This is a genomic window from Mucilaginibacter sp. P1_A3 (genome assembly GCF_056406855.1).
On the sequence record NZ_JBFTZJ010000001.1, the window covers coordinates 941,067 to 962,989 of the forward strand.

A 21,923-nucleotide genomic window follows, 5' to 3' on the forward strand; every position below is an offset into this window, starting at 1 on the left:
TACTTCTGTATGTCTAAAAAGAAAAATAATTCTTCTATAGTTCAGGTACTTACACAAATGGTACTTGATATATTTGAACAAAACGGTAATACCCCACTAAACTATAAACAGGTTTCTGCTAAATTAAACGTTCGCGATCCCGAATCGCGCGAGATTATATTTGATATTTTAAAGGATGAGGCCCAAAAATCAGTCCTTAAAGAAATTGCTCCTGGCAAATTCCAGCTGCTTGAATTAAAAACATTTATTGAAGGCCGGGTTGACCTCACCAACGATGGATCGGCTTTTATTGTTACCGATGACGAATTTGAAAGCGACATTTTTGTTGCACCACGCAAACTCCGTAACGCCTTACATGGCGATAGGGTTAAAGTTTACGTATACGCCATAAGCAAGGGTAAGCGCAAAGAGGGCGAGATCATAGAAATACTGCAACGTGCCAAAATGGAATTTACGGGAATTGTAAAGCTATCAGAACGCTTTGCTTTTTTTATTCCGGATGACCGCAAAATGATGCATGACATTTTTATCCCGATGAGTGAGCTCAACGGCGCCAAAAACGGAATAAAAGCTGTTGCAGAAATAACCGACTGGCCCGCCGAAGCAAAAAACCCAATTGGCCGGATAAAACATATTTTGGGTGCCCAGGGCGAGAATGACACCGAAATGAATGCCATCCTTGCCGAATATGGCTTCCCTCTTTCATTCCCGGCAGAGGTTGAGCATGAATCTGAAGAAATAGGTGATATTATCACCAAAGACGAAATTGCGAGAAGGAGAGATTTCAGGGATATCACAACCTTCACTATTGATCCGTTTGATGCTAAGGATTTTGATGATGCTTTATCTTACAAATTACTCGAAAACGGTAACTACGAAGTGGGTGTTCACATTGCCGATGTTTCGCACTATATCGTGCCCGAATCTGCTTTGGATAAGGAAGCGCTGGAGCGTGCAACGTCTGTTTACCTTGTAGATAGGGTTATACCGATGCTGCCGGAACGCCTGTCAAACGGATTATGCTCTTTACGCCCCAAAGAAGAAAAGCTTTGTTTTTCGGCGGTATTTGAATTGGACGAGAATGCCTACATTATCAATGAATGGTACGGTAAAACCATCATCTACTCAGATAGGCGCTTTACTTATGAAGAGGTTCAGGAAGTTATTGAAACCGAGCAAGGTGATTTTAAAGATGAAATATTAAAACTAAACGCATTGGCGTACAAGCTACGTGATCGTAAGTTTAAGAACGGCGCCATCAGCTTTGAAACTACCGAGGTTAAATTTAAGCTTGATGAAAAAGGCAAACCCACCGGCGTATATGTAAAAGAACGCAAGGATGCGCATAAGCTCATAGAAGATTTTATGTTACTGGCTAACCGTAAAGTGGCGGAGTATGTAAACAAGATGGGCAAAGGAAAGCATAAATACACCTTTGTTTACCGTACACACGATTCGCCTAAACCAGATGCATTGGCAAACTTTGCGCAATTTGCAGCAAGGTTTGGATATAAAATAAATACCAAATCGGATAAAGAAACGGCCAAATCACTCAACTTCCTGATGGAAGATGTGGAAGGTAAAAAGGAGCAGAACGTACTTACACATTTGGCAATCCGTTCAATGGCAAAGGCAATATATACTACAAAAACAAGTAGTCATTATGGTTTGGCATTTGATCATTATACGCACTTCACCTCTCCTATCCGCCGGTATCCGGATGTGATGGTTCACCGTTTGCTTTTCCATTATTTAAATGGCGGGCAATCTGCCAATGCAGAGCATTACGAGAAACTATGCAGCCATAGCTCACTAATGGAGAAAAAGGCGGCTGATGCGGAACGCTCTTCAGTTAAATATAAACAGGCCGAATACCTGCGCGACCAGGTTGGAAACATGTTTACGGGTATTATTTCGGGTGTTACCGAATGGGGTATGTATGTAGAGATAATAGAAAATAAATGCGAAGGTATGATCCGTTTACGTGATATATCTGATGATTTTTATACTTTGGACGAAAAAAATTATTGTATCATAGGTCAGCGTAAAAAGAAAATTTACCAACTGGGTGATGAAGTAAAGATCAGGGTTAAAAATGTTGATCTCACCAAAAAACAAATTGATTTTTCGTTAGTACAGGACTAAGTTGATGGGTTGATTAATTTAATCAGCCTGGTCAACCACACAACAAAAAAATGAAACAACTTACAGACCTACAGGTATTGATTAGTAAAGCTGTAGACGCGCTAAAATTCCCTGACTCTCCTGCCGAACTCTATGAACCAATAAGTTATATATTGGATCTGGGTGGTAAACGCCTTCGCCCCAGCCTGCTTTTGATGGCTTGTGACCTTTTTGGGGGTGATGTAGATAAAGCTATTGAGCCGGCCCTGGCAATAGAGGTATTCCATAACTTCACGCTGATGCATGATGATATTATGGATAAAGCTCCACTTCGCCGCGGCAAAAAAACCGTACACGAAAAATGGAACGCTAATGTGGCCATCCTATCCGGAGATGCTATGATGGTAGAGGCCAATAAGCTGATGATGAGGGTTGACGACGCCATTTTACGCCGGGTGATGGATGTATTTAATGAGACAGCCACAGGCGTATGTGAAGGCCAGCAGATTGACATGAGCTTTGAGCAGCGCAATAATGTGCTTATTGACGAATACCTGGATATGATCAGGCTTAAAACCGCCGTATTATTAGGCGGAACTTTAAAAATAGGTGCCATTATAGGAGGTGCTTCCTTAAATGATGCTCAGCTGCTTTACAGTTTTGGCGTTAACCTGGGCATCGCTTTCCAATTACAGGATGATATCCTGGATGTTTACGGCGATCCTGAAAAGTTTGGCAAACAGGTTGGCGGAGATATCCTATCCAACAAAAAAACATACCTGCTTATTAAAGCGCTTGAACTGGCCCGGGATGAGCAAGCCGATAATCTGAACAGCTGGCTAAACCTGGAACAATTTGATGCTGCAGAAAAAGTATTAGCAGTAACAGCAATTTATAACCAGTTAGATATAAGGCAATATGCCGAATATGCCATGCAAACCTATGCAGAAAAGGCTTTTGACGCGCTTGATCAGATCAACCTATCCGAAGACCGTCGCCAATACCTGAGGCAGTTTGCCGATAGTTTGCTGGTGAGGGAGTATTAATTATATTTAAGGGATGAAAAGGATACTATTTATTATAATTGGAATAGTTGTTTGCCAATCTGCAAAGGCACAATTTATTGACACTACAAAAACGACACATACAGAGAAGGTTATCCATTTTATAATGGATCCTGAATTTCCTGGTGGTCCGGATAAGATGAATCTTTGGATAAGTAATAATATAAAGTATCCTGAACAAGCAAAAAAAGACAAAATTAAAGGGAATGTAATAGTTACTTTTATCGTTTACGAAGATGGTAGCCTGAATGATATTAAAATAGTACAAAGTCTTTCTAAAGAGACCGACGAAGAAGCAATTCGAGTTGTGAGCCATATGCCAAAATGGAAACCAGGCATGAAAGATCGAAGGCTAATGAAATATCTATATACTTTACCTGTGAAGTTTAAATAGCATAGTTAGTGAAGCTATTGCAGATAGTTTGCTGGTGAGGGAGTATTGATTATATTTAGGGTATGAATAGAATACTATTAACTATAATTGGAGTAATTGCTTTTGTTACTACAAACGCCCAAACCCTAACCTCCGGCGGTAAACTCAAACCCGAGCAAGCCATTATGGATGTAAGGCATTACACCATTGCCTTAAATGTTGATCCGGCTCAAAAAACTATTGATGGTTATACTACTATCGATGTGATCATGGCACAACCTACTCACGTATTGCTTTTTGATCTGTTAGATTCCTTACAGATCAGCAATGTGTTAGTCAATGGGAAAAAAGAGGCATATACTTATAAGAACAACCTCATCACCATAAACACAACGAAAGAATTGCCTGCCGGTAAGGCAAATATAAAAGTAATTTACGGCGGTAAACCGCATGTGGCCCGTCGCCCGCCTTGGGATGATGGCTTCATTTGGTCAAAAGATTCCACAGGGCACCAATGGATGGCCATTACTGCCGAAGGAACGGGTGGCAAATTATATTTCCCATGTAAAGATCATCCGTCTGATGAGCCTAATGAAGGCGTAGATATGATTATCACTGTTCCCAAAGAACTCGTAGTTGCAGGTCCGGGTTTATTACAAAAAGTCACAAAGCAAAACAACACCGCTACTTACCATTGGAAAACCAATTACAGCATCAATAACTACAGCATAATATTTAATGCCGGCGATTATAAAGTAGTAAGCAGACCATACAAAACCATTGATGGGCATATAATACCCATCCAGTTTTATGTATTAAATGAGGATGCGTCAAAGGCTAACCGTCACCTGGATATTTTTGAACGTACAATTCACATCCAGGAAAAATATTTTGGTGAGTACCCATGGGTTAAAGAAAAAATAGGAATAGTTGAAACGCCGCATTTAGGTATGGAGCACCAAACCATGAATGCCTATGGCAATAAGTTCAGGTATTCGAAATTGGGTGGGCAGGATTTTGATTGGCTGATGCACCATGAATTTGGCCACGAATGGTGGGGCAACAAAGTAACAGCCAAAGATTGGGCCGATTACTGGATTCACGAAGGGATCTGCACCTTTGGTGATGCTATGCCAATAAGGGAGCTGGAAGGCGAGCAAGCCTACATCAAACACTTTCAGCAGGCCGCATTAGCATTTGGTAATAAAATCCCCTTAGTGATAGGTAAAGATATTGATGAAGAAGCCGCCTACAACGGCGATATCTACGGCAAAGGAGCATTCTTTATGCACACGCTGAGGTATATCATGGGCGACACCGTCTTCTTCCCTACCCTGAAAGGTTTCGTAACTGATCCTAAATACACGTACAGCAACCTGGTAACCACTGCCGATGTACAGGAATATTTTAGTAAAGCGGCAGGTATTGATCTGAAACCATTGTTTGATTTATACATCTATTCTATCAATAAACTGGAAGTGCATGTAAAAGCGCAGCGTGGCGATAAGTATCTCATCCAGCTTTTAAATATTGATATGCCCTTACCAATAGATATCACCGCTGATGGCGTTACAAAACGTTATATATTGGATAAAAAAGGAACAATCATTGTAAGCAAAACTATGCCGGCTATTGATCCGGATACTTATTATTTAAAGAAGCTGATCTTAGAATAATCCTTAGAAGCTGTTTAAAAATAGAGAAAAAGATCGTCATTGCGAGGCACGAAGCAATCCCCACCTTACAGAGTAGCTTTACAAATCCGATCTGCACAGTTTGGGATTGCGAGTTTTACTATCCGGGGGATATTGAATGGAAAATGACGTTTGAAAAGTTCGTGATCCTGAGGAACGAAGAATCTATTAGCAGACTGTATCCGGCGAATAACAGATCCTTCACTGCGTTCCAGGATGACAAAAGCTTCTTAGTAAATATGTCATAGGTAGGTACGAAATTTCGCGAAACCATCTGTTCGCGCCAAAATTCAATTGCCCAAAACAAATTAACCAAAAAAAGCCCTGATCAAATTGACCAGGGCTTTTCTATATTCTTAAAGCGCTTGCTAATTACTCAGCTGCTGCTTCTGTATCTTCTTTTTTAGCTTTTGGAGCCGCTTTTTTAGCTTTTGGAGCTTCTTCGGCTGCAACTGCTGCAGGTGCTGCTACTTCAGCAACTTCTTCTGCAAAAGGAACAACAGAAACGTATGAACGGTTGTCAGCTTTCTTTCTGAAAACTACATGACCAGCAGTTAATGCAAATAATGTATGATCCCTGCCGATACCTACGTTAACGCCTGGGTTGTGTTTAGTACCACGTTGACGAACGATGATGTTACCTGCAATTGCTGGCTGACCACCGAAAATTTTGATACCTAAACGTTTGCTATGCGACTCGCGGCCGTTTCTGGAACTACCGGCCCCTTTTTTGTGTGCCATTTTTTAATATCTTTTATGGAATTGAAGAACAACTCCGGTTAAACTTTAAATTATAATGTAATACCGGTGATCTCGATCTTGGTAAATTGTTGACGGTGACCGTTTTTCTTTTTGTAACCTTTTCTTCTTTTCTTTTTGAAAATGATCACTTTATCACCCTTTAAATGAGACAAGATCTTAGCTGAAACTTTAGCACCTTTCAAATCAGAACCTAATTTGAATGAACCTTCATTTTCTGCTAACAATACACTGTCAAATTCAATACTAGCGCCTTCGTCACCTTGTAACCTGTGTACAAAGATCTGCTGGTCTTTTGCAACCTTGAATTGCTGTCCGGCTATACTTACTATTGCGTACATGTTTGTTAATTATTGTTTTAAAATTCGAGGTGCAAATATAGGGATTGATTATTTAATAAACAACATACCTATACTTTATTTTTTCAGCCTGTTTTCGGCTGTTGTTAAACTTTGATCTATCTCCTTGATCAATTGTTTGTTGGCATCAATTAATTTAGGGTCGCCAGCAAAATTTGAATCAAAGGTAACCTTCTTGGTTTTGGTTTTATATTTAAACTCAATAATATAACGCGTAGGTTTATCTGCAGATGTAGTATCGCCTCTTTCATTTGCCGGGAAGTCCCAAAAGCCCAGGTCTGCCGCTTTGTGGTGCAGGTATAACAGATCATCATCAGTAAGTCTGATATGTACTTTTACTAAGGAGTCCCTTTTGTTAAGGTATTGATAATCTCCTGTTTTTGAACTGAATTGATTGATCAAACTATCTTTAGGGCCATACTTAATAGATATCGACTGAAAATCAGAATATCGGTATGGTGCGTTCTTAATCATCATACCATAATAGTAAAAACAGTATAACAGGAACGGAACTACAATTGTAAAAATTAAAAATATTTTTTTAGTACGACTGGTCATATATCAATTAGTGAATTTGCGAGTTAGTGAATTAGTGATTTTAGAATTATTTATTATATTTTAATCGTCATTGCGAGGTACGAAGCAATCTCTAAACCATACAGAGCGGCTCTGTTAATCGGGGATTGCTTCGTACCTCGCAATGACGCTTTATTATTTGCGTTGCGGGTATTATTCCAGCTCTCCCTCCCATTTACTTACCACTGCAGTTGCCATTGCATTACCCAACACATTTGTAGCCGATCTGCCCATATCCAATAATGGGTCAATGCCTATCAGCAGGAACAACCCGGCTTCTGGTATATTAAACATCGATAAGGTGCCCGCAATAACAACCAGCGACGCCCTGGGCACGCCAGCTACACCTTTACTGGTAAGCATCAGTACCAACAGCATAGATAATTGGTTCCCCAACGACAAGTCAATATCGTAAGACTGCGCCAAAAACAACGAGGCAAAGGTCATATACATCATTGAACCATCGAGGTTAAATGAATAACCTAATGGTAAAACAAAGCTTACAATTTTATTGCTGCATCCAAAGCGTTCCAGTTCAAGCAAAACCTTGGGATAGGCAGCCTCGCTGGTTGAGGTACTAAAAGCAACCAGCATAGCATCCTTAATATTATTTATCAACCTAAAAACCGGCCTGCGTAATACTACAAAGCCAGCCAATATAATGATCAGCCAAAGTAACACCAGCGAAAAATAAAATTCACCAATAAAAATACCATAGGTTGATAACACACCAAGTCCCTGTTTAGCTATTACTACCGTAATAGCACCAAATACAGCAACGGGCGCCAGCTTCATTACATAACCTGTTATTTTTAAAATAACATGGGCAATGGCATCCATGGCTTTGATCACTATTTTCCCCTGTTCGCCAATAGCAGCGGTAGCAACACCAAAAAACAGGGAGAACACTACTATTTGCAGTATTTCATTATCGGCCAAAGCTTTAATAAAACTTTGAGGAAATACGTGCCCTATAAATTCGGTTAATGACAATGCCGATTTTTTTATACCGGTAGTTAAATGACTATCCGGCAATGGCAGGTGCATGGCTTTACCGGGTTGAAACAAGTTTACCAGCAGCATACCCAATAACAACGAAACCAGGGTAGCGCTAACAAACCAAAGCATGGTTTTACCGCCAATACGGCCAACCTCCTTTATATCCCCTACCTTGGCAACACCAACAACCAATGTGGTAAACACCAACGGCGCTACAACCATTTTAATAAGATTAAGGAAAATCTTACTTAAAATAGTGTACAGTTCCAGCTTGTCCTCGCGAAGGTTATTGTTATCCAGTTGTATTTTTGCCTGCGTTTTTCTTTGTAGCTTTAGGTTTCTAAAAACTTCGGTTGTTGTATCTGTAGATGCAAGCAGGTTTTTATCGATGGTTTTTATAGCAGCATCTGCAGTACTGATGTTGGCATTGATGGTGTTAATTACATTTGTATTGTAAATATATCCCATTACAACACCAGAAATAAGAGCTATAAAAATATAGAGCGTTAGTTTGCTTTTTTTTTGCATCGATTTTATTGAGGGTGTAAAAGTACAAAATTTACTGTTTTAAGAGTTATGAATCAGGACACAAGAATCAAAGCTTTTAAATTAAGCCGGTTTGCTTGGGGAAACTTGTCCGTAGCTTAATTCTTGTCTCTTGATTCTAATTAGTATTTTGCCTAACTTTTAACACAGTATGACGGTTACCACTTACGGATTACAGCACATAAAAAAAGAAATTCAGCACATGCCGCTTGAGCAGTTGTCTGAGTTAATTCTTCGTTTGGCCCGTTATAAAAAAGAAAACAAGGAGTTGCTGGCTTATTTATTATTTGAGGCATATGACGAAACCGCCTTTCTTGAAAAAGTGAAAGCAGAGGCCGGGTTTATGTTTAGCCAGTTACCGGCTTTAAGTTACCATGCAGCTAAGGGCATGCGTAAAATTTTACGGTTACTCAGCAAATACACTAAATTTACAGGATCAAAAGGGGCGGAAATAGAGTTGTTACTGAACTTTTGCAGCAATTACCTTGAATACGCTGACAGGCGTACATCCTACAAACCTATCCGTTTAATTTTGACAAGAACAGTAGAGAAAATAAAAACGCTGATAAACAAGTTGCATGAAGATCTTCAATTTGATTACGCTGAGAATTACAACAATTTAATCACCGATGCAGAAAAAAAACTTTCCTGGTTTAAAAAGAGTGATTACTTGTTGTAACATATTTAACCATCGTCAATCTAAACTATAAAAAATCTATTAATTGTGGCCAACAAAGAAGCAGCGTTCAAGCAAATATATGAAGCTAATTCTAAAAAGATATTCCATTTGTGCTATGGTTATACCGGCGATGATGATGCCGCGAATGATCTTTTACAGGAAACCTTTTTAAAAGTATGGCAAAACCTCGACAAATTCCGCAACCAGGCCATGATCTCCACCTGGATATATCGCATTGCTGTAAACACGTGTTTAACCTACCTGCGATCGGAAAAGCGACAGGCAAAAGACGAACTTACTGATCAAATAGCTGAAACTAAGCGAGAGGAATTTTCTGAAAAGAATGAGCAGGTTGCTTTACTATATAAGTGTATATCAAAATTAGAAGAATCAGAAAGAATAATCATAACATTGGTACTCGACGAAGTACCCTACCCCGAAATAGCAGATGTTTCGGGCATATCGGAAGGAAATTTGAGGGTGAAAATTTATCGTATAAAACAAAAGTTAACAGAATTATATAACCAGTATGAAAGACTTTGATCATTTGATGTCGGTTTGGCAGGGACAGCCAAAGCAAGATCAGCTTTCAGTGGATGAGGTGCTGAAGCAGGTAAAGAAGGGGATTCGCAGCATAACTAATAAGTTGTACTGGACTATAGTGGCTATGGTGGCTATCACCATATTTGCAGCCATTGTTACATTTTTTCTGGCATTTAAGTCGGGAGTTACTACGGCGGGTATATTAATTGTATTGGTTACCATGCTCATGTACCTTTCATTAACTGTAAGGCATTATCATATACTCAGCAAGCGCGATGCTACAATAAATCCAGCTGAGTACCTTGAAAGCTTAAAGGAATACCAAAAAAACCGGTCGAAAGTTATCGGCTGGTTCTACTACATTTATATATTGATGATAAGCGCCGGGCTTGCGCTTTACTTTATTGAAGTATTGGAAAGCTCATCGCTTGTATTTAAAATAGTCACTTATGGCTCTATTATCGTCTGGTTTTTATTCACCACGTTTTATTTAAAGCCAAGGATGTTTAAGAACGAGGAAGAAAAGCTTAATCTGATGATAGATCGCCTGGTACGCCTGAAAGAACAATTTGATTAATTATTATTGTACCGAAATTTTCATTTTAAAATGACGGACAATTCTATTACACTTCAAAAAGTAACCGCGGCTGATGTTGACACCTTGCTGACCATTAGTAGGGATACATTCTTTTATTTTTTTGCTCCGCTGAATAAGGCTGACGATATGGAAGCCTATGCAGTCAAAGCATTTACTACAGAACGAATACGCGCCGAGATCGAAAACCCCGGCTCTCAATTTTTCTTTGCGCTGTTTAACGGCCAAATAGCCGGCTACCTTAAATTGAACTTTGCCAATGCCCAAACTGAATTTAAAGATCCGGATGCCCTTGAAGTAGAACGCATTTATGTATCAAAAGAGTTTCACGGTAAAAAAATTGGCCAGTTGCTTTTAAATTTCGCTATTAAAACAGCAGTTGATCATCATTTTAAATACATCTGGCTTGGCGTTTGGGAACACAATCATAACGCCATCGGCTTTTATGAACACCATGGTTTTAAGGTATTTAGCAATCATAAATTTTTATTAGGAAATGATTTGCAGAACGACCTGTTAATGAAGAAGGAATTAGCCTGAAAAGCATTTTACTTCCCCTGATTGATCAACATATACATTACCTGCTCCCTTAATTGCCTGCTAATGGGGATTTGGTATTGCCCAACATTTAAAGTATTCCCCTCAATAGAGCTAACCTTATTGTAAGCAACGATATAGGATTTATGTGTTTGCAGAAACCTGCTTTGCGGCAGCTTATCGGCAAACGCTTTTAACGTACTATGGGTGATGATCTTTTTACTAAGGGTTTGTATCACCACATAATTTTCCATGCCCTGCACAAAAAACACTTCATCAAAAATAACTTTTTCCAGTTTGCCTTCGCTTTTTACAAACAGGTAACCAGCCTCGCTCCCATTACTTTTTTGGTCAAAATAATCTTTAGCCTTAAAGGCAGCCTTCATGAAGCGTTCAAAAGAAATAGGCTTAAGCAGGTAATCCAATATATCCAGGTCGAAACCATCGGTGGCATATTCTTTAAAAGCGGTAGTAAATATCACCTTTGGCGGATTTTGAAGCGACTTTAAAAAATCCACACCCGTTAAATGCGGCATTTGGATATCCAGAAAAAGCAGGTCAACCGGTTGTTGCTTCAACACATTGTTCAGCTCCATGGCATCCTCGCATTGAGCCTTCAGGTCAAAAAAGCCTGCTTTTTCTATATATCCCTGCAGGCCTTTTCTTGCAAAAGGTTCATCATCGGTTATAATACAATTAATCCGGCCCATCCTATTAAAATTTCAATTCAACTTCGGCTATAAACCTATTTTCATGTCGGTTAACAACCAGCTTATTTTTATCGGGATAAAGTAATTGCAAGCGTCTTTTTAAATTTTCCAACCCTATACCAGTATAATTATCTTTGGCTTGTAATTGCGCCGGCACGTCGTTATCAACAACAAAAATAAATACGCCATCTGTAATTTTTGCAGTGATATTAATTTCATAGTCGCCGCCTGCATACTTAAACGCATTCTCAACCAATGGCAATAACAGCAATGGATATATTGACTGATCGGTCAGCTTCGTATCAAAACAAACATTTAAGCACAGCTTATTGCTTGCCCTTATTTTTTGAAACTCAATATAATTTTGCAGGTATTCCAATTCCTGCCTTATGGGTACCTGCTGTTGCTGATCATAAAGTTGATACCTAAGCAAACTGGAAAGCAATTCGGTACTCTTTTTTGCTGCCGGCACATCCTCATCCATTTGGAAATAAATGGTGTTTAAAGCATTAAACAAAAAGTGCGGATGATATTGGGCTTTCAAAAACTTAAGTTCGGTTTCTAACTGATCGGTAGTCAACTTTTCCAGTTGTACCTTGTTGGCAATGTAGGCCTTTAACCATGTGCTGCTACGCGCTATGCCATAATAAATAATGGCATATAAGGTTGGTATCATGGTGAGGTCTGCCAGATCACCCCAGGATAGGCCGTCGTCAGTCAATGCAGCCATTGGAGTAAATATCAGGTTCACCAAAACCAGGTTAGCAAACACCAGTATAATTAATTCTCTTACTACTCCCCTATAATTAAATTGCAGTGGCCAGCGCCTGTCATAAAACCGAAAGAGCCACTCAAATATATATATGCCCGCATAGCCCACCAATACACTGCAGCTCATTTCAAGGACATTTAAACCCCAGTCTCTTTTCCAAAACATTTCATCATGTTCAGTGTCATGCAGCAGCCTTACGGTAAAATATACCAGCAGGCCATACAACGCGGGGGAAATATATTTCCGAAAGAATTTCATATCATTAAATTACAAGTCACATGCAGCAAGCGTTACAACCGGTTTTACTTCTTTAAGATCCATTTCTGTTACGGAACCAGCTTTATCCTTTGGTTTCATGCCGAATAAAAAGCGGGTTAAAGCATAGGGGCGTACCAATAAATGATAAATAAGCACTGTTATAAAAAAGGTGATCCCAACGGTATAAATATACTTAGATAGGATGCTTTCGTTAGGTACCTGCACAATATAATAAACTATTAAAACTATTACCGTTTGGTGCAGAATATAAAAAGGATAAACCGCCTGGTTTAAATAGTTTAATGTTTTATGCGTACGGTTAAGATATTGCTTACCATAGCCAACCAGTGCCAAAACCCATCCCCATGCAATTATTGGCCTTAAAGCGGTAAAAGCATAGCTAAAGAGCACATTTTGAAAGGGCCAGCGGGCCTCACCGGGTTCAATTCCATTCCACCTTAAACACTCCCACAGCATCAGGCTCAAAAAGCCGATGGTTAAAGCAAAGCGGCGGTTCCGTTGCAGGCTATCCATCAGTTTCGGCTGCACAATGCATATAAAACCCGCCAAAACAAAAAACAACCAGTAAACAAAATAGCAGCCATCATGTATCAGGTCATTGGTTTCGGGCAATTGCCAGCTTAATAGGGTAAACCAGACTACACCGGGCAGCATTAACAGGTAAACCCATTTCCCGTTGGCTAATACAGCAAGTTTTTGTTTAAAACCATCACTTTTAGCTGATACCATCCAGGAAAATAGAGGGGCAAACATTAAATCGTAAATAAGCAGATAGGCGATAAACCACAGGTGATGCCAGCTAAAACTGCCTTTAGGATAAGGTATAAAATTAAATACAGTTGGATAAAAATCCCAAAAGCTTCCTTTGTACCCATGCGCCAGCCGCTCCATATAGATCTGTGGCGGCACAATGATAAACATGCCCACCAAAAGCGGTATGAACAACCTGCGGAAGCGTAAACCGATGAAGTTTAAAGTAGATCGCCGCTGCATCATGTAGTAACTCACCGTACCAGAAATAAAAAAGAGCAGCGGCATGCGAAAAAGGTGCAAAAAATGATTTGATTCCATCATTAAGTTACTGGTCTCTGCATTTTTAATATGCCATCCATCTTCGGCAACATAAGGCATGGCCGAGTGAAAAAATAATACCCCCAGTATGGATAAAATCCTTAACCAATCCAGGTACGTTTGACGTTGCGTGGTTTCCATAAAGTTTTCTTTTTTTATCAAAAGAAACAACTCCAGCAGCCGCTATAAAATTAGTTTGACCAATGGTATTAATGCTTTGACCAATGGTAAAAATTCCACTGAGGCAGCCAATCACAATGCCGGCCTCCATCCGCTTTCTCTATCAAAATAACGGCAGAGCGAGGTTAGTATTCAATCTTTCAAAAACGGATTGAAATTCCTTGTACCAATTTCCATTCCGGCTGCCCGGCAAACGGTTTTATCGCCAAACTTAAAGTTGATATTATCCATAGCCTGGTAAAGCCTGATGCGCTCTTCATTATCCTCAAACAGGTTAATCTGGTATTTCCCGGTACATAAATCACTTAATTTAACCCCTATCAACCTGATGGGCCGGTGTTGATTCCAGGCTTTTTTAAGTAGATTTTTTACGCCGGGCAGTAATATATGCTCGGCCGCGGTAAAGGCTATTTTTTGTTGTTGCGTGTGTGTTTCAAAATTGGCATAACGTATCTTGATGGCCACACAAGAAGCGAGCTTATCCTCCCGGCGCAGTTTGGATGATAATTCTTCTGTCATAGATACCAGGATGGTTTCTAACGTACGCAGGTCATTCACATTTACATCAAATGTATGCTCAATAGATATGGATTTACGATCGCTATGCGGAATAATTTCACTATGATCAATCCCATGTGCCTTTTCCCACAGATACGTGCCCGCCTTGCCAAAAACCGTTTCCAGGAAACGAATATTGGTACGTTGAAGATCGCCAATTTTTTCAATGCCGTACTGATACAATTTTTGGCTGGTGCTTTCACCCAGGCCGGGAATTTTACCGATTGGCAGCGGGGCCAGAAATCGTATTTCTTCCCCGTGTTTAATATAAAGCTGGCCGTTAGGTTTAGAGGCGTTAGTAGCCATTTTAGCTACCGTTTTGCCAGATGCCATACCAAATGAGATAGGTAACCCTGTTTCCCTGATCACCCTTTGGCGCAGATTACACGCTATCTGGTAACAATCATAAAAACGATCCATCCCGGTGAGGTCGATATAAAACTCATCAACGGACGACTTTTGGTAAAGCGGCACCGAGTCCCGGATAATCTCCGTTACCTCACGTGATGCCTCTGAATAGCGCCCATGCGTACCATGAACTATAATAGCATGCGGACAAAGCTTCATAGCCTGTTTCATAGGCATGGCAGAGTGAATACCAAATTTACGCGCCTCATAACTGCATGAAGCCACTACTCCCCTTTCTGCCGAGCCGCCAATAAGCACAGGCTTGCCAATGAGCGCCGGATTAAATTTGCGCTCCACAGATACAAAAAATGAATCTAGATCGATATGTACGATATGCCGCTTTTGATCCATGAAACAAAAATGCTAATAAATTTTGCATTTTACTAATTTAATTAGTATTTTTGAAAACACAAAAACACATGATTATGCGGATGTATGAGGACTATCTGATGCTGCTATCACCGCCCGAAACGGTGAAACAGGAAATTGCCCGCTACAAAAAAGCATCGGCAAAACTTATAGGTGATTTCAAGAGCATGGATTCGCCGGCACATATCTCTATTATGCACATGGAACGCCAGAAGCCGTTTATGGAAGATAGAAGTATGCAGATGATGGAAAGCAGCTTAGCGGCACTCCCTCCCGTGCTGCTGCATGTAGATGGGTTTAACTATTTCCCTCACCTGCATAACAAAATGACCATTTACGCCCATATCCGTTCTACACCATCGGTTGAGCAGTGGTTCAGGCATTTAAAGGCCGTTCTGAAGATTAAAAAAACACTTTTGCCCCATATTACTATTGCCAGGAACATCCCGGAGGATGACTTTAATATCCTTTGGCCAAACTTTAAGCACAGGCACATGGTAGAGCCATTTTGGATCAACGAACTGAAAGTTGTAAAACGTGAAACTTTTGGCTATTTACCTAAATGGGAGTCCTTTAAAACATTCCGATTTAAAAACCCAGTTGGGTTTGAACATCAAATGGGTACGCTTATTAAAAAACATATTCAACCGGGAAACCAGAATCAAATCAATCTTTTTTAAACCTAAACTTTATCACTACCATTTAAACCTTATCACTACCATTATTTATTTTATTACTTAACCCTAAAATCACAAATGAAAAAAGTTCACTTAACACTGATGTTATTAGCCGGCCTTACAACATCAGTACTGGCCCAAAAATTAGAGAAACCTGAAATTGACAAGATCAAAGGCGATACAACCTGGAGAACTTCAGATGAACGTATCTATACCCAGCTTGGCCTTGTTACGGGGCGCTTGCTTTACGTGTACACACAAAAAATAGGCAAAAGCTATGTGCTTGCATTCAGATTAGATAATGTGAATGGCCCGCGTGTATTTTCGATAGGTCCGGCCGACATAACCAACATTAAATTTACCGATAACAGCGTTCTTGACCTTTCGCCAACTGTTGGCGGCGATCCACATGTAAGTTATAATACGGAGGCCAACAGGGTTATTACCTTGATATATTACGATCTGGCAAAAGAAGATATAGAAACATTAAAAACAAAGTCGATATCAATTATCCGGATTGCGACCGAAGGCGCCGGAAACTTCGATTATGAGATAAAACCTAAAAATTCAAATCTGGTAAAAAAGGACCTTGAGTTAATATTGACAAAGTAATGCAATCAGCCCATAACGATGGCTTTGAAATCGTAGGTGTTTGGAGGATATAAAAAGGCGGGGGCAACGTGCCATTCCTTCCTCGGGGAAGGAGGAGATAGGGGTTAAATCAGGCGTTCAAGCACCGTTGTATGAGGCATGTCGCCCCCCTCCCTACCATTGTGCACTTTTTAACCCCACCCTGCCATTTGGAGAGAATTAAAGGACTGTTAACAAACCTTACGAACACCGATCATTTGAAATGCATCCTTATGAAAAAGATTGCCCTCATATTTTAAAACGTTTTCACATATATGCAATGGCAAATGCGGCTGAAATAAGCCGCATTTGTTATTATCCTTTGTCCTTGTTCACACCGGATTGTCTCCAACTAAATCATCCCAATCATACAAAGGCCCCTAAATAATCCCAGAAATGGAGTTTAAGGAAATGATAAAACATGATACGCTTTCATCAAATGGTATTTTATTGGCGCAATTGAAAAACTATCAGCTTCACTATCAGTAGCTAAGCTTTTTTTAACAATTTATTAACCAAAAACGTATCATTTTTCTATATTTGCGCCGGGGTAAGTCTTTTACGGCCAGCTCCTCTTGAACTCCCCCAGGGTGGGAACACAGCAAGGGTAGAGAGTTGAGCGGCGCGATAAAAGTAGCTTACCCTTTTTTTATTTTTCTATTTTTGCCAATTGGCAACAGGCTTAAAACCTTTCCACAGGTTTTGCATTCTATCAAAGTCTTAATATAAATTAAATGCTCGATATACTCATCATAGGTGGTGGCCCTATAGGCTTAGCTTGCGGACTTGCAGCACAAAAAGAAGGTTTAAGTTTTGTTATTATTGAAAAAGGCTGCCTGGTCAACTCACTGTACAATTACCCTTCAACCATGACATTCTTCTCCACATCAGAAAAATTGGAGATTGGCGGAGTGCCATTTGTAACTGTACATAATAAACCAACCCGTAATGATGCACTTGAATATTATCGCAGGGTGGCCCAATCAAACCACTTACCCCTTAATTTATTTGAAGAAGTTACCAATGTAAAACCCGAAGACAACGGTTATACCATCACCACCAGCAAAGCAACTTACCGTGCTAAAAAAGTGATTGTATCAACCGGCTTTTATGATATCCCTGTTAAACTCAACATTACAGGTGAAGACCTGCCCAAAGTGAAACATTATTACTACGATCCGCATTATTACACATCGCAAAAAGTAGTGGTTGTGGGTTCAAGCAATTCCGCCATTGATGTGGCTTTGGAAACCTACCGTAAGGGTGCCGAAGTAACGCTTGTAGTGCGTGGCCCGGAGATCAGCAGCAGGGTTAAATACTGGGTAAGGCCGGATATCATTAACCGGATAAAGGAAGGTAGCATCAAAGCATACTTTCACTCCAACCTGGAAGCGGTACGGGAGCACGAGGTGGATATAAATACACCCGATGGCCTGATCACCATTCCTAATGATTTTGTGATGGCCATGACAGGTTATAAACCCAATTTTGGTTTCCTGAAAAAGTTGGGCATCATTTTATCCGAAGACAAGTGCATCCCACAATATAATCACCAAACTATGGAAACCAATTTACCGGGCCTATACCTTGCCGGTGTAGTTTGTGGTGGAATGGATACCCATTTATGGTTTATTGAAAACTCGCGCATTCATGCGGATATGATCCTGAATGATATTGTACAGAAAGTGAATAGTTGATTAAGTAAAGCTTATTTCAGTTGTTTGCAGCTACATTTGCAGCATTAAAAAGTCTTCTTAAAATGCCATAATTGATCTTCAAACTTTCAAATTCTCAAATCTTCAAATTAACTTCCATCAACTAAATCATTTTTTTCTTGTATAAGTAAAAATTTATGCGATAATTTGCACCCAAATTAAAAACACAGTAATACAATCGAAAAAATGAATCAACCAAGCTTAAATAAGCCCGCAATAAGAGCAACATTTGCTCCGGTTGCCGCTGCTTTGGGTTCAACTGTTTTTTTATGCTGCCCTCCCCGACGAAGGCCCTATATGCCACGGGTTTGAATTAATTTCTCGCACTAAGCCCTCACAAAAGAGTTATTAAACTTCTTTTAAGAAAAGCCATCTAATTATTAAGGCCTTTAAAAGCCAATTAATTTAACGGTAATCATCTATTTAAATGACCATACAAGATTTTGATATTCAGGTTGCTACAGCACAGCATGTAGATTTTGCCCCAATGATATGTGATGAAATGGCCGAATCGGCCAAAGCGCGCGGAACGGGTATTGCACAACGTTCACCAGAATATGTTGCCAACAAAATGCTGGAAGGCAAAGCAGTTATTGCATTACATAAAGACGGTACCTGGGCCGGTTTCTGTTATATTGAAACCTGGAGTCATGGCGACTTTGTGGCCAATTCCGGTCTTATTGTTAACCCGCAGTTTCGTAAAGTAGGCTTGGCGAAAGCCATTAAACATGCCATTTTCCAGCTTTCACGCAAAAAATATCCAAACGCTAAAATATTTGGATTGACTACAGGTTTGGCGGTAATGCGTATCAACTCAGAAATTGGGTATGAACCTGTTACCTATTCTGAACTTACCCAGGATGAAAATTTTTGGGCCGGCTGCAAAAGCTGCGTTAACTACGATATCCTGATGAGCAAAGATCGTAAGAATTGCATGTGTACCGCCATGCTGTTTGATCCCGCCGAAAAACAAAAACAGGACGAGGAGAAAATGAAAAGAATTACGCACAAAGCTACCTTGCTTGAGCGAATTGAAAATGCTATTAAAAAGCGGATGGGGCAAGATTAGGTGAAAGGGCGATAAGCCAGGTTGATAAATAAACTGATAAAAAGCACATACAAATTGAAAACATAAAAAGCTTTAAGCCTTTCGCTTTTAGCTTTAAGCCCACAAAAAATGAAAAAGAAAGTAGTATTAGCATACAGCGGCGGATTAGACACCTCATTTTGCTGTATATATTTAACACAGGACCTTGGTTATGAAGTTCACTCGGTAATTGTTAACACGGGCGGCTTTAGCGACGAAGAGTTAAAAGGAGTTGAAGAACGCGCTTACCAAATGGGCGTTACATCACATCACGTAGTGGATGAAACAACTAATTTTTACAATACCTGTGTTCGTTTTTTGATTTATGGCAATGTTTTAAAGAACAACACTTACCCGCTTTCGGTAAGTGCCGAGCGTGTGAGCCAGGCAACCGCAATTGCCAACTACGCGAAAGAAATTGGTGCTGAATTTGTAGCACACGGCAGTACCGGCGCCGGTAACGACCAGGTGCGTTTTGATATGATCTTTAATATCCTGGTTCCGGAAGTAAAGATCATCACCCCTATCCGCGACCTGAAATTAAGCCGCGAAGCAGAGATCCAATACCTGAAAGATCATGGTGTAGAAATGAACTTCGAAAAAGCAAAATACTCTATCAATAAGGGAATTTGGGGTACATCAGTTGGTGGTAAAGAAACGCTTACTTCAAACTTAGGTTTACCAGAAGAAGCATGGCCTACACAGGTTACCGAATCGGAAGTTAAAAACCTGGAATTGGTATTTGAAAAAGGCGAGCTGGTTGGCATTGATAATGAAAAATATGATCATCCAACCAAGGCAATCCAGGCATTACAGGCAATTGCGCAGCCTTACGGCATTGGTCGTGATATTCATGTCGGCGATACCATTATAGGTATTAAAGGCAGGGTTGGTTTTGAGGCAGCCGCGCCGATGGTTATTATCAAAGCCCACCATACTTTAGAGAAACATGTGCTTACTAAATGGCAGCTTTCATGGAAAGACCAGCTATCTGCATTTTATGGCAACTGGCTGCATGAAGGTCAGTTTCATGACCCAATTATGCGCAACATAGAAGCATTCCTGAGCGATACTCAGCTAAATGTAACTGGTAAAGTGTTTGTACAATTGCACCCTTATCGCTTCCAGGTAATAGGTATTGAGTCTGCTCATGACCTGATGTCGAATAAATTTGGCAGCTATGGCGAAATGAATAACTCATGGTCTGGTGAAGACGTTAAAGGTTTCTCCAAAATATTTGGCAACCAGGTGATGATCTATCACAAGGTTAATCAAGATGCGAAATGATAAACACCATCTTTTCAAAAGGCGAATGTTTAAAGCATTATAAATGGGGCGACGACTGCTACGGGTGGACATTTATTGATACCGAAGAGCTATCTGTAAAACAGGAATTGATGCCGCCTGATACTGCCGAGCAATTGCATTACCATGAAAGGGCTAAGCAGGTATTTTTCATTTTAAAGGGACGAGCGACTCTCCATATCAATGGAGAAACAACGGTTTTAAAACCAGAGCAAGGCATCGAAATATTACCGGGTCAAAAACACTTCATTAGCAATAACGACAGAAGTGACCTGGAATTTATTCTATATTCTTATCCATCAACAAATAATGACAGGATCAACATTAAATAAAGTACGGGCAGGTATCATTGGCGGGGCAGGTTATACTGGTGGCGAAATGCTGCGCATCCTTATCAACCATCCCAATGTAGATATTGCTTTTATTCATAGTAACAGCAATGCAGGCAATTACGTTTACGAGGTACATACCGATCTTTTTGGTGATACCGACTTAAAATTCGCGGCTGAGTTTTCTACCGATGTTGATGTGCTTTTTCTTTGCGTTGGTCATGGTGATGCTAAAAAGTTTTTAGAAGCGAATGACATTCCCGATGCAGTTAAGATCATTGACTTAAGCCAGGACTTTAGGTTAAGTCAAAATTCAAAATTTAAAACTAAAAACTTTGTATATGGCTTGCCCGAATTAAATCGGGAGGCGATTAAAACAGCTGATAACATTGCCAATCCGGGTTGTTTTGCTACCTGCTTACAATTAGGATTGCTTCCTTTAGCATCTAAAGGATTGCTGAATAACGAAGTTCATATCACAGCAACAACGGGCTCAACTGGTGCCGGCCAAAGTTTGGCCGCTACCTCGCATTTTACATGGAGAAACGATAACCTTTCTGTTTACAAGGCCTTTAGTCACCAGCATTTAAATGAGATTGGGCAGTCATTAAAACAATTACAACCTGATTTTGGTAAAGCGATTAATTTTATTCCATATCGGGGCGATTTTACCCGTGGAATCATAGCTTCCATGTATACAGAAAGTGATTTGAGCGAAGAAGAAGCTTTATCACTTTACCAGGGTTATTACGACGGGCATCCATTTACACATGTTACTAACCGCAATATTGATTTAAAGCAAATTGTAAATACCAATAAATGCTTTATTCAAGTTAAAAAACACGATAATAAAATATTTATTATCAGCATAATGGACAACTTACTTAAAGGCGCTTCGGGCCAGGCAGTACAGAACATGAATTTATTGTTCGGTTTGGACGAGCGCACAGGACTACGACTTAAGGCGACTGCTTTTTAGCTAAAA

General features: G+C 39.9%; 23 protein-coding genes and 1 other RNA gene. 16 read left to right on the forward strand and 8 right to left on the reverse strand.

Annotated elements, in window-relative coordinates:
* Positions 1-9 precede the first annotated feature (9 nt).
* The 4 genes from rnr to AC1D0K_RS03770 all read left to right on the forward strand — a co-directional run bounded on the left by rnr (position 10) and on the right by AC1D0K_RS03770 (position 5,237).
* Positions 10-2,145 (forward strand): ribonuclease R, encoded by a 2,136-nt coding sequence (gene rnr, locus AC1D0K_RS03755; protein ID WP_477392961.1) that lies wholly within the window; start codon positions 10-12, stop codon positions 2,143-2,145.
* A 50-nt stretch (positions 2,146-2,195) separates the two neighbouring features.
* On the forward strand, positions 2,196-3,170 hold the full coding sequence (locus AC1D0K_RS03760; protein WP_477392959.1) for a polyprenyl synthetase family protein: 975 nt from the start codon (positions 2,196-2,198) through the stop codon (positions 3,168-3,170).
* 13 nt (positions 3,171-3,183) lie between these two features.
* Positions 3,184-3,582 (forward strand): energy transducer TonB, encoded by a 399-nt coding sequence (locus AC1D0K_RS03765; RefSeq protein ID WP_477392957.1) that lies wholly within the window; start codon positions 3,184-3,186, stop codon positions 3,580-3,582.
* Between the two features lie 62 nt (positions 3,583-3,644).
* On the forward strand, positions 3,645-5,237 hold the full coding sequence (locus tag AC1D0K_RS03770) for a M1 family metallopeptidase (protein ID WP_477392955.1): 1,593 nt from the start codon (positions 3,645-3,647) through the stop codon (positions 5,235-5,237).
* A gap of 390 nt (positions 5,238-5,627) precedes the next feature.
* Here AC1D0K_RS03770 and rpmA read toward each other — a convergent pair whose 3' ends face one another.
* The 4 genes from rpmA to AC1D0K_RS03790 all read right to left on the reverse strand — a co-directional run bounded on the left by rpmA (position 5,628) and on the right by AC1D0K_RS03790 (position 8,476).
* Entirely contained in the window at positions 5,628-5,996 is a 369-nt protein-coding gene (rpmA, locus tag AC1D0K_RS03775) for a 50S ribosomal protein L27 (RefSeq protein ID WP_477392953.1), read from the reverse strand.
* A 50-nt stretch (positions 5,997-6,046) separates the two neighbouring features.
* Positions 6,047-6,355: a 50S ribosomal protein L21 gene (gene rplU, locus AC1D0K_RS03780; protein ID WP_295717044.1), complete on the reverse strand. Its 309-nt coding sequence runs from the start codon at positions 6,353-6,355 to the stop codon at positions 6,047-6,049.
* 75 nt (positions 6,356-6,430) lie between these two features.
* Positions 6,431-6,850 carry a hypothetical protein gene (locus tag AC1D0K_RS03785; RefSeq protein WP_477392949.1) on the reverse strand — a complete coding sequence of 140 codons (420 nt, stop codon included), beginning with the start codon at positions 6,848-6,850 and terminating at the stop codon, positions 6,431-6,433.
* Between the two features lie 252 nt (positions 6,851-7,102).
* Positions 7,103-8,476 carry a dicarboxylate/amino acid:cation symporter gene (locus AC1D0K_RS03790; protein WP_477392947.1) on the reverse strand — a complete coding sequence of 458 codons (1,374 nt, stop codon included), beginning with the start codon at positions 8,474-8,476 and terminating at the stop codon, positions 7,103-7,105.
* Positions 8,477-8,645: 169 nt separating this feature from the next.
* On the opposite strand from AC1D0K_RS03790, the gene AC1D0K_RS03795 reads away from it, so the two are divergent.
* From AC1D0K_RS03795 to AC1D0K_RS03810, 4 genes are read left to right on the forward strand one after another with little or no spacing between them, the layout of a single operon-like run.
* Positions 8,646-9,173 (forward strand): hypothetical protein, encoded by a 528-nt coding sequence (locus tag AC1D0K_RS03795; RefSeq protein ID WP_295715289.1) that lies wholly within the window; start codon positions 8,646-8,648, stop codon positions 9,171-9,173.
* A 45-nt stretch (positions 9,174-9,218) separates the two neighbouring features.
* Positions 9,219-9,716: an RNA polymerase sigma factor gene (locus tag AC1D0K_RS03800; RefSeq protein WP_184543351.1), complete on the forward strand. Its 498-nt coding sequence runs from the start codon at positions 9,219-9,221 to the stop codon at positions 9,714-9,716.
* Positions 9,703-10,293, forward strand: coding sequence for a hypothetical protein (locus tag AC1D0K_RS03805; protein ID WP_477392943.1), 591 nt, complete (start codon positions 9,703-9,705; stop codon positions 10,291-10,293). The genes AC1D0K_RS03800 and AC1D0K_RS03805 overlap by 14 nt, the downstream gene beginning before the upstream one ends.
* 30 nt (positions 10,294-10,323) lie before the next feature.
* Positions 10,324-10,851 (forward strand): GNAT family N-acetyltransferase, encoded by a 528-nt coding sequence (locus AC1D0K_RS03810; RefSeq protein WP_477392941.1) that lies wholly within the window; start codon positions 10,324-10,326, stop codon positions 10,849-10,851.
* 8 nt (positions 10,852-10,859) lie between these two features.
* Here the strand turns inward: AC1D0K_RS03810 and AC1D0K_RS03815 are convergent, their stop codons facing one another.
* From AC1D0K_RS03815 to dinB, 4 genes are all read right to left on the reverse strand, one after another.
* On the reverse strand, positions 10,860-11,558 hold the full coding sequence (locus AC1D0K_RS03815; protein ID WP_477392939.1) for a LytR/AlgR family response regulator transcription factor: 699 nt from the start codon (positions 11,556-11,558) through the stop codon (positions 10,860-10,862).
* 4 nt (positions 11,559-11,562) lie between these two features.
* Positions 11,563-12,588, reverse strand: coding sequence for a sensor histidine kinase (locus AC1D0K_RS03820; protein ID WP_477392937.1), 1,026 nt, complete (start codon positions 12,586-12,588; stop codon positions 11,563-11,565).
* Between the two features lie 9 nt (positions 12,589-12,597).
* The gene (locus AC1D0K_RS03825) at positions 12,598-13,821 is read right to left on the reverse strand and encodes an acyltransferase family protein (protein ID WP_477392935.1); all 1,224 of its coding nucleotides are present in this window, start codon (positions 13,819-13,821) and stop codon (positions 12,598-12,600) included.
* Positions 13,822-13,992: 171 nt separating this feature from the next.
* Positions 13,993-15,177, reverse strand: a complete 1,185-nt coding sequence (gene dinB / locus AC1D0K_RS03830) for a DNA polymerase IV (protein ID WP_477392933.1) — start codon at positions 15,175-15,177, stop codon at positions 13,993-13,995.
* A 50-nt stretch (positions 15,178-15,227) separates the two neighbouring features.
* Here dinB and AC1D0K_RS03835 point away from each other — a divergent pair, with 50 nt between their 5' ends.
* The 8 genes from AC1D0K_RS03835 to argC all read left to right on the forward strand — a co-directional run bounded on the left by AC1D0K_RS03835 (position 15,228) and on the right by argC (position 21,917).
* Positions 15,228-15,875, forward strand: a complete 648-nt coding sequence (locus tag AC1D0K_RS03835; protein WP_477392931.1) for a 2'-5' RNA ligase family protein — start codon at positions 15,228-15,230, stop codon at positions 15,873-15,875.
* 75 nt (positions 15,876-15,950) lie between these two features.
* A complete protein-coding gene (locus AC1D0K_RS03840) occupies positions 15,951-16,484 on the forward strand; it encodes a hypothetical protein (RefSeq protein ID WP_295715309.1) in 534 nt (177 codons plus the stop codon).
* Between the two features lie 566 nt (positions 16,485-17,050).
* An RNA gene (gene ffs, locus AC1D0K_RS03845) (signal recognition particle sRNA small type) lies at positions 17,051-17,149 on the forward strand.
* 87 nt (positions 17,150-17,236) lie between these two features.
* Positions 17,237-18,199 carry a YpdA family putative bacillithiol disulfide reductase gene (locus AC1D0K_RS03850; protein WP_477392929.1) on the forward strand — a complete coding sequence of 321 codons (963 nt, stop codon included), beginning with the start codon at positions 17,237-17,239 and terminating at the stop codon, positions 18,197-18,199.
* A 445-nt stretch (positions 18,200-18,644) separates the two neighbouring features.
* A complete protein-coding gene (locus AC1D0K_RS03855) occupies positions 18,645-19,286 on the forward strand; it encodes a GNAT family N-acetyltransferase (protein ID WP_295715313.1) in 642 nt (213 codons plus the stop codon).
* Between the two features lie 108 nt (positions 19,287-19,394).
* Positions 19,395-20,591 carry an argininosuccinate synthase gene (gene argG / locus AC1D0K_RS03860; RefSeq protein WP_477392927.1) on the forward strand — a complete coding sequence of 399 codons (1,197 nt, stop codon included), beginning with the start codon at positions 19,395-19,397 and terminating at the stop codon, positions 20,589-20,591.
* Positions 20,588-20,941: a cupin domain-containing protein gene (locus tag AC1D0K_RS03865; RefSeq protein WP_477392925.1), complete on the forward strand. Its 354-nt coding sequence runs from the start codon at positions 20,588-20,590 to the stop codon at positions 20,939-20,941. The genes argG and AC1D0K_RS03865 overlap by 4 nt, the downstream gene beginning before the upstream one ends.
* Positions 20,919-21,917, forward strand: coding sequence for an N-acetyl-gamma-glutamyl-phosphate reductase (gene argC, locus AC1D0K_RS03870; RefSeq protein WP_477442464.1), 999 nt, complete (start codon positions 20,919-20,921; stop codon positions 21,915-21,917). Before AC1D0K_RS03865 ends, argC begins: the two co-directional genes overlap by 23 nt.
* The last annotated feature ends 6 nt before the right edge of the window (positions 21,918-21,923 follow it).

What these genes read in the sequence shown, in the direction of transcription:
- rnr (WP_477392961.1), top strand. Translation starts at nt 10, where the DNA reads ATGTCTAAAAAGAAAAATAATTCTTCTATAGTTCAGGTACTTACACAA.
- AC1D0K_RS03760 (WP_477392959.1), top strand. Translation starts at nt 2,196, where the DNA reads ATGAAACAACTTACAGACCTACAGGTATTGATTAGTAAAGCTGTAGAC.
- AC1D0K_RS03765 (WP_477392957.1), top strand. Translation starts at nt 3,184, where the DNA reads ATGAAAAGGATACTATTTATTATAATTGGAATAGTTGTTTGCCAATCT.
- AC1D0K_RS03770 (WP_477392955.1), top strand. Translation starts at nt 3,645, where the DNA reads ATGAATAGAATACTATTAACTATAATTGGAGTAATTGCTTTTGTTACT.
- rpmA (WP_477392953.1), bottom strand. Translation starts at nt 5,996, where the DNA reads ATGGCACACAAAAAAGGGGCCGGTAGTTCCAGAAACGGCCGCGAGTCG.
- rplU (WP_295717044.1), bottom strand. Translation starts at nt 6,355, where the DNA reads ATGTACGCAATAGTAAGTATAGCCGGACAGCAATTCAAGGTTGCAAAA.
- AC1D0K_RS03785 (WP_477392949.1), bottom strand. Translation starts at nt 6,850, where the DNA reads ATGATGATTAAGAACGCACCATACCGATATTCTGATTTTCAGTCGATA.
- AC1D0K_RS03790 (WP_477392947.1), bottom strand. Translation starts at nt 8,476, where the DNA reads ATGCAAAAAAAAAGCAAACTAACGCTCTATATTTTTATAGCTCTTATT.
- AC1D0K_RS03795 (WP_295715289.1), top strand. Translation starts at nt 8,646, where the DNA reads ATGACGGTTACCACTTACGGATTACAGCACATAAAAAAAGAAATTCAG.
- AC1D0K_RS03805 (WP_477392943.1), top strand. Translation starts at nt 9,703, where the DNA reads ATGAAAGACTTTGATCATTTGATGTCGGTTTGGCAGGGACAGCCAAAG.
- AC1D0K_RS03810 (WP_477392941.1), top strand. Translation starts at nt 10,324, where the DNA reads ATGACGGACAATTCTATTACACTTCAAAAAGTAACCGCGGCTGATGTT.
- AC1D0K_RS03815 (WP_477392939.1), bottom strand. Translation starts at nt 11,558, where the DNA reads ATGGGCCGGATTAATTGTATTATAACCGATGATGAACCTTTTGCAAGA.
- AC1D0K_RS03820 (WP_477392937.1), bottom strand. Translation starts at nt 12,588, where the DNA reads ATGAAATTCTTTCGGAAATATATTTCCCCCGCGTTGTATGGCCTGCTG.
- AC1D0K_RS03825 (WP_477392935.1), bottom strand. Translation starts at nt 13,821, where the DNA reads ATGGAAACCACGCAACGTCAAACGTACCTGGATTGGTTAAGGATTTTA.
- dinB (WP_477392933.1), bottom strand. Translation starts at nt 15,177, where the DNA reads ATGGATCAAAAGCGGCATATCGTACATATCGATCTAGATTCATTTTTT.
- AC1D0K_RS03840 (WP_295715309.1), top strand. Translation starts at nt 15,951, where the DNA reads ATGAAAAAAGTTCACTTAACACTGATGTTATTAGCCGGCCTTACAACA.
- AC1D0K_RS03850 (WP_477392929.1), top strand. Translation starts at nt 17,237, where the DNA reads ATGCTCGATATACTCATCATAGGTGGTGGCCCTATAGGCTTAGCTTGC.
- AC1D0K_RS03855 (WP_295715313.1), top strand. Translation starts at nt 18,645, where the DNA reads ATGACCATACAAGATTTTGATATTCAGGTTGCTACAGCACAGCATGTA.
- argG (WP_477392927.1), top strand. Translation starts at nt 19,395, where the DNA reads ATGAAAAAGAAAGTAGTATTAGCATACAGCGGCGGATTAGACACCTCA.
- AC1D0K_RS03865 (WP_477392925.1), top strand. Translation starts at nt 20,588, where the DNA reads ATGATAAACACCATCTTTTCAAAAGGCGAATGTTTAAAGCATTATAAA.
- argC (WP_477442464.1), top strand. Translation starts at nt 20,919, where the DNA reads ATGACAGGATCAACATTAAATAAAGTACGGGCAGGTATCATTGGCGGG.